Consider the following 7,556-nt stretch of genomic DNA (forward strand, 5'->3'; position numbering starts at 1 on the left):
ATGAAGAAAATTTAGGCCAGCAAAAGAGTAGGCATCATTGGAGCATCGGCTGATCTGAGGTTATGCGTTTTATTTAGTGAGCTGGCCGAGGGCTGGATCTTCATCTGGAATTAAGTAAAGGTGTTGTAATCGATATTATTTGTCGCTCTTAATGTGTGGGTGTTCATTGGGATAGCTGACGATCTCATGCCAGTCACTGTTGTGCTCGCTAAGTTTGGCAGGCGTTTGCGACTGAAAAGTCACTGGCAGGTGTGTGAGCAAGCATCAGACGAAGAAATACATGCAAAATTACACAGATAATCTCGCGTATGTTGGAACCTGATGTTCCGTGCCGCTATGAGAAAATGAGGTACTGGCAGCAACACGTGGTGAAGATGTTGATGCAGTACATCGACATCGGTGACCTTGGACGTGGTCAGGCATCGAAGCTACTCAAAGCAATAGCTGATGGTGACGATGTGGTCTACGCGTTGTGTTATGGAAAGTTTCGAGTAGTGGTCATGGTGCATGAACGTTACGAGCGATTGATGGAAGATGGAGTTGACTCGAATGAGCACTGAGAAAACAACGAACTATGTCAGCTTTATTTGGAAGATTGCGAACCTGCTGCGTGGAGACTATAAGGAGCACGAGTATGGAGACGTGATTTTGCCGTTCACTGTACTCACCCGTCTCGACTCGGTTCTTGTAGACACTAAGGACAAAGTGGCCGAGATTCGTGACGGGGGGGGGGCAGATGAAATAAAGTGTCTTCAGTATGCGAGGGCTACGGGGTACTCGTTTTGGAATACGTCGAAGTTCACGCTCGACACGCTTAAGAATGATCCAGATAATCTAGAGGGCAATCTGACTGCCTATGTGCAGGCGTTTTCATCGAACGCGCGTGACGTGATGGAGTCTTATGACTTCTTTAATGTGATCGAAAGGCTTGACCGATCTGGGCTCTTATTTCAGGTCCTTAATGCGTTCACTGACCCGGATGTTGATCTGTCTCCGAAGGCAGTCTCAAACGCCGACATGGGTACCATCTTCGAAGAACTCATCCGTCGTTTTAACGAACTTTCGAACGAAACTGCTGGTGAACACTTTACACCTCGCGAGGTTATCAACCTTATGGTGAACATCTTGTTCGAGCCGGATATGGATGAGATTTGTAAGCCAGGATTCATGGCCTCTTTATACGATCCAGGGGCAGGCACTGGCGGCATGTTGTCCGCTGCTATCGAGCAAGCCCACAACCTCAACGACCGTGCTCGTATTGAAGTCTATGGCCAAGAGCTGAACCCGCAAACCTATGCGGTAGCGAAATCAGACACCCTCATCAAGGGTGAGGATGCAGACCGGATCTACTTCGGCAACTCTCTGACAGACGATAAGACTGCCGGGCAGATGTTCAACTATATGCTGTGCAATCCACCGTTTGGAGTCGAATGGAAGAAGTACGCTGACCCTATCAAAGAAGAATCTGAGAAGCGGGGTTGGAAAGGGCGCTTTGGTGCAGGACTGCCAAGGATTTCTGATGGTTCATTTTTGTTCTTGCAACACATGATTTCGAAAATGAAGCCCTACAACCCGAACGACATTCAGCAGTCTCCAGGCACGCGTATAGCGGTTGTTTTCAACGGCTCACCGCTATTTACTGGCGCTGCAGGCTCAGGTGAATCAAATATTCGTCAGTGGATCCTTGAACATGACTGGCTGGAAGCGATCATTGCGCTCCCTGACCAGATGTTCTATAACACTGGAATCTTGACTTATGTTTGGGTGCTTTCTAATCGCAAGGAAGCTCGACGTAAGAATAAGGTGCAGCTTATTGATGCCACCAGTTTCTATGACAAGTTGCGCAAACCGCTGGGTGAAAAACGCAAGTACCTTACTGAGGCAAACATTGCTGATGTAGCACAGATTTATGGCAGTTTCACTGAGGGGGAGCATTCGAAGATTTTCGACGCGACCGAGTTTGGCTTCCATGAAGTTACGGTGGAGCGTCCACTGCGGTTGAACTTCCAGGCCCGCACGGAACGCATCGAGCGCTTATGGGAAGAAACTGCATTCAAGAATCTCGCTAGCTCGAAGAAGCGCAGTGAACCTGCACTCAGCGAAGAAATCGAAGCAGGTAAGCAGACCCAATTTGCGATTATCAGCGTGCTGGAAAGTCTTGACAGTGAAGTTGTGTGGAAGAACCGGGATGAGTTCACTAAACTCCTCAAGGCCGTATTCAAAGATCATGGTTTGACGGTACGCGCACCAGTGCTCAAAGCAATTTTTGCAGCGCTCGGCGAAAATGATCCAAGTGCGGACATTTGCTATGACTCTAAAGGCAATGTTGAACCCGACCCCGCATTGCGTGACACCGAACAAATCCCACTTTCTGAGGATATCGATGCCTACATTCAACGTGAAGTGATCCCTTATGCAGCTGATGCCTACGTCGACTCAACAAAAACGAAGGTCGGCTACGAGATTCCGTTCACCCGTTATTTCTATCAATACGAAGAATTCGGTGATCCCACCCAAACCCTCCTTGAAATCCAAACCCTCGGAGCTGAGATTCAAGCAGTCATCGCCAAACTCTTCAACGAGCAGTTGAGCTAAATGGAAACCTACGAGCAATACAAAAGCAGTGGCGTGCCATGGGTTGGTAATGTGCCGAGCAACTGGACCGTTGCTTCTCTCGCGCGGTTTACCAATATTGCAACAGGCAATATGGACACGGTCGATGCCGTGCCTAATGGAAAGTATCCTTTATATGTTCGATCACCAATTATTCGTCGGTCAGATTGCTATACATTCAACACACACGCCGTCTTAATGTCAGGCGATGGTGCAGGCGCAGGTCGCATTTTTCATAGGGTTGATGGCAAGTTCGGTTGTCATCAAAGAGTGTATTGCATTGAGTTTCATGATGGCATCGACCGAGATTTTGGATATTACTATCTTTCATCTTTTTTCCCTACACAGGTAGACGCTGGATCAGCGAAATCCACGGTTGACTCTATCCGTCTACCTATGCTCAAGGGGTTTCGGCTCACCTTCCCGGATATTGTTACGCAACGAATTATTGCTTCCTTTCTTGATTCGAAGACTTCTGAGATTGATGATGCGATCAAGGGATTGGTGCGTCAACGGGAGTTGTTGGAGCGTTATAGGCGTGAGTTGATTGCACACACTGTCACCAAGGGGCTCAATCCTGATGCTCCAATGAAAGACAGCGGTGAAGATTGGATTGGACTCGTGCCCGAAAATTGGAGAGTCGCTCCGGCGAAAGCTTTGTTCTCAAAGCGTTCAGAGAGCGAACAACCAGATGATGTTCATTTAACACCGTCGCAGAAATTTGGTGTGATTCCTCAAGAACAATACATTGAGATCAGCGGGTCAAAACCAATGCTCAAACTATCTTCAGCAGGTTCTATGCGTCACGTTGAGCCAGGTGATTTCATTATTCATTTGCGTTCATTCCAAGGCGGATTAGAGCTGTCTTCCTTTGTTGGGAAAGTCAGTGCCGCCTATACGGTTATCACTCCGAGAGATTCAGAGACTCAACGATACTTCCGATGGCTTCTCAAATCGGCGCCGTATATTTCAAAGCTTTCATCGTTGACAAATCAACTGCGTGATGGTCAAAACATCACATATGGGACATTTACGTTGATGCGATTACCTTCCCCGCCTATAGCAATACAAACGGAAGTAGCAGATTTTCTCGATTCGAAAACAGCCGAGATCGATGGATTGATGGCTGATATTGACCGCCAGGTTGAGTTGTTGAGGCGGTATCGCAAGCAAATTATTAATGATGTGGTGACGGGCAAAGTCCGTGTAAGTAAGGAGTCATGATGGATACGTCAGAACGTCGATTTGAATCCGAGATCGAGTACTGGTTGACTACCCAGGGCGGAGAGTTTGACCGCTTTGAGTCGCGCGACCCAAAGGGGTTTAATCGTGAGCTGTGTTTGTATCCGGCTGATTTGATCCAGTTTGTGAAGACAACTCAGCCTGATCAGTGGGCCAAACTCGAACGTGCTTACCACGGTCGTGCTGAGGAACGTTTTGTAAAGCGTGTGGCTGACCAGTTGGATCAACGTGGCGTGATTGAGGTGTTACGGCGCGGTGTTGAGGATGTTGGTGCCCGCTTCAAGCTGGTTTATTTCGCTCCGGGCACGGACTTGAATGAGGTTCTGGCAGAGAAGTACTGGCAAAACCAGATGAGCATCGTGCGGCAAGTGCGGTATTCGACGAAGAATGAGAACTCTGTTGACACGGTGCTGCTGGTGAATGGTATTCCCGTGGTCACATTGGAGCTGAAGAACCAGCTCACGGGCCAGACGTATCGTGATGCAATCCGCCAGTACCAGATGGACCGTTCCCCGTCAGCAAAGCTTTTCGCTCTGGGGAAGCGTGCGGTGGTGCATTTTGCGGTTGATACCGATGAGGCGTGGATGACAACGAAGCCTGCCGGGCTGGATACTGTGTTCTTGCCGTTTAATCGTGGCGTGAATAACGGCGCTGGGAACCCTCTGGTGGAGGGCAAGTTTAAGACGTCGTATTTGTGGGAGCAAGTTCTGGTGAAGGATTCACTGCTCGACATTTTGCACCGTTTCGTGCAGTTAGTGCCGGGTAAAGACGGGAGTGGTCGGCGTGTTCGGACGAAAGACAAGGTGATCTTCCCACGCTTCCATCAGTTGGATGCGGTACGCAAGCTTGTTGCAGATGCGAAGGATCATGGCGCTGGGCAAAATTATTTGGTGCAGCATTCAGCTGGGTCGGGTAAATCGAATACGATCGCATGGCTGGCTCACCACTTGTCGAATCTGCATGATGATGAACAGCGGGTGGTTTTTGATTCGATCATCGTAATTACCGATCGTCGTGTGCTTGATCAGCAGTTGCAAGATACGGTGTTTGCAATGGATCACACTGCAGGTGTTGTAGTGAAGGTAGATAAGAATGCCCGACAGCTCACCGAGGCACTCGGGCGCGGCTCACGCATCATTATCACAACCTTGCAGAAATTCCCTTTCGTTGATGTTTCCCAAGTGGCGACCGAGGGTAAACGGTTTGCGATCATTGTTGATGAGGCGCATTCCTCCCAGACAGGGCAAGCATCGGAACGATTGAAGCAGGTACTGGCTGACACGGGGAAAGCTGGCAGCGAGTCTGAAGCTGAGCTATTAGACCTTTATGCTCGTGCAGAAGCACAGGTGGAGGCTGAAGAACTCGAGCTAGACGAGCAGATCGCAACGGATATGGCAGCACATGGACGCCAAGCGAACCTGTCGTTCTTTGCCTTCACGGCCACTCCGAAGCAAAAGACTTTGGAGATTTTTGGTACCCCGGTTGCTGGCGACACTCCGCGCCCATTCCATGTTTATTCGATGAAGCAGGCGATCGAAGAAGGCTTTATCCTTGATGTACTGGAGAATTACACTACCTATAAGACCTATTACAAGGTAGGTAAGACAACGGCTGACGATCCAGAGTATACGAAAAAGCAAGCAAACAAAGCGCTCGGCAAATACTTGGCGTTGCACCCGCATAATCTGCGTCAGAAAGCCGAGATCATTATCGAGCATTTCCGCACTAATGTGATGCATAAAATCGGCGGCAATGCCAAGGCAATGCTTGTTACTGGGTCTCGACTGCATGCTGTGCGCTACTTTTTCGCATTCCAAGACTACATTCGCACCAAGAATTACACCGATCTTGGTGTCTTAGTGGCCTTCTCTGGCAACGTGGAAGACCAAGGAAGCGAATACAGCGAGGCAGGTCTCAACGGGTTCCCTGAGGTGGAGTTGCCAGATCGTTTCGGCACTAGTGAGTACCAAATCCTGTTGGTGGCTGAAAAATATCAAACCGGGTTCGATCAGCCACTTTTGCACACCATGTATGTGGATAAGAAGCTTCATGGTGTGAAGGCAGTGCAAACATTGTCACGGATTAATCGGATGTGCCCTGGCAAGTCGGATACGTTCGTGTTGGATTTCGTGAATACTGCTGAAGAGATCCAGGCTGCGTTTCAGGATTACTATGTGTCGACCACGATCAGTGAGGAAACTGATCCGAACCTCGTCTATGACCTCTACCATTTCCTGGCCTCGTTCCAACTATGGAGTGAAGGGGAAATCGAAGGATTCGCGAAAGTGTTTTTTAGCGCACAAACGAAGCAAACCAATCTGGATTTCGGCAGGCTTAACTCTTTCCTCGACCCAGCAGTGGCACGGTTTGACGCGTTGGATCAAGGAGACAAGCTTGAGGTACGCTCGGCGTTCAATAAGTTCAACCGAAACTACGAGTTCCTTACTCATATCATCCGTTTTGATGACGAGAAGCTGCACAAGTTCGCTGCTTATGCCAAACTCTTGACTCGCAAGCTACACATCGACGGAGACCCAGCGCCACACTTGGACGACGAGGTAACTTTGCAGTACTACCGCCTGCAGTCTGTCTATGAAGGATCGATCAAATTGGTTGACGAGGTTGGCGAACTTGGAAATTCTCCGAAGCTTGCTATGCCTACCGAAGACGAGCGTGAACGGCTCTCGAAGATCCTCGACAGTTTGAACGAACGGTGGGGTACCGAGTTCACTAACATGGACAAAGTCCTCGAACAAGTCGCCGATGACCTGGCACAAGATGATGAAATCCAGCTACGTTCCCACAACCCACTGGACTTGTTCAAGATCATCTACGATGAGAAAATGCCTGACGTGATGCTCGCACGGATGACACAAAACCAAGAATTCGCCATGAAGTACCTCTCTGACCTTGAATTCAGAGGAGATGTGGATGCGATCTTACTGCCACTCATTCATGAGCGACTCAACCGACGTGACGAGGATACTGACGCGTAAATTCTCGCACTATCGGTCATGCTCAAACAACCTCCTAGCACTGTTAGGAGGTTGTTTCTTAATAGCAAATGGTGCAAAACGTTGTAGGTAATGATAGGTGGGTATGTGGGCGTACTCGGTTCTGAAGCATCGAATGCGTTGGATTCTAGGAATACACTGAAGAAGCTGCGATTGTCGTAATCACTTCACGTTAATCAATTCGGGTGCAACAACCTGCGGTTTAACCTCGAGATCAGTAGTGTTTTCATAGAGTTATCTTCGAGCAGTAGGATCGCGTATTTTCCCATTTTGATCTAAGCGTGTCTCATTTAATCAGATTCACAATGTCTTGAGCGTAGTTTCACTGCACAAACTGGACTTGCTGCTATTGGTTGTGCAGCGATGAAGCTGAGTCCGCAATACACGTAAGTGTTTGTCTACCTGAAACCGGTATCCTGAACACAGAAAACCCCGGAGTGGTCAATGTCGCGAAATATCGATATACCGCCGGGGTTATTGGTTTATCACGAAGTTGCTTCAGTTCAAGGAATCGTAAAAAACAACTTCTTGGCCATATCTCATATGCGAAGCAGTTTTACGGCTCTTCGCGTTTCAGCGGGGAATTATACAAAACGGCGAAGGTAATTCATGCTTAGAGTGTGAACCAAAAGAATGAAAATACCTTCACCACTTATGATCCTACCGCAATCCTTGCTCGACTTGTAA

The 7,556-nt window shown here is 48.5% G+C and carries 4 protein-coding genes; all 4 read left to right on the forward strand.

Annotated features, from left to right (window positions below):
• Positions 1 to 308: 308 nt before the first annotated feature.
• The 4 genes from NXS99_RS06700 to NXS99_RS06715 are packed head-to-tail and all read left to right on the forward strand — an operon-like array spanning position 309 to position 6,851.
• Positions 309 to 560 (forward strand): type II toxin-antitoxin system Phd/YefM family antitoxin, encoded by a 252-nt coding sequence (locus tag NXS99_RS06700; protein ID WP_259287889.1) that lies wholly within the window; start codon positions 309 to 311, stop codon positions 558 to 560.
• Complete coding sequence (locus tag NXS99_RS06705) at positions 550 to 2,595, forward strand: N-6 DNA methylase (protein ID WP_259287890.1); 2,046 nt, start codon at positions 550 to 552, stop codon at positions 2,593 to 2,595. The genes NXS99_RS06700 and NXS99_RS06705 overlap by 11 nt, the downstream gene beginning before the upstream one ends.
• A complete protein-coding gene (locus tag NXS99_RS06710; RefSeq protein WP_259287891.1) occupies positions 2,596 to 3,837 on the forward strand; it encodes a restriction endonuclease subunit S in 1,242 nt (413 codons plus the stop codon).
• The gene (locus NXS99_RS06715; RefSeq protein WP_259287892.1) at positions 3,834 to 6,851 is read left to right on the forward strand and encodes a type I restriction endonuclease subunit R; all 3,018 of its coding nucleotides are present in this window, start codon (positions 3,834 to 3,836) and stop codon (positions 6,849 to 6,851) included. The genes NXS99_RS06710 and NXS99_RS06715 overlap by 4 nt, the downstream gene beginning before the upstream one ends.
• The last annotated feature ends 705 nt before the right edge of the window (positions 6,852 to 7,556 follow it).

The sequence above is a fragment of the Corynebacterium sp. HS2168-gen11 genome (genome assembly GCF_024834075.1).
Classification (GTDB): Bacteria; Actinomycetota; Actinomycetes; order Mycobacteriales; family Mycobacteriaceae; genus Corynebacterium.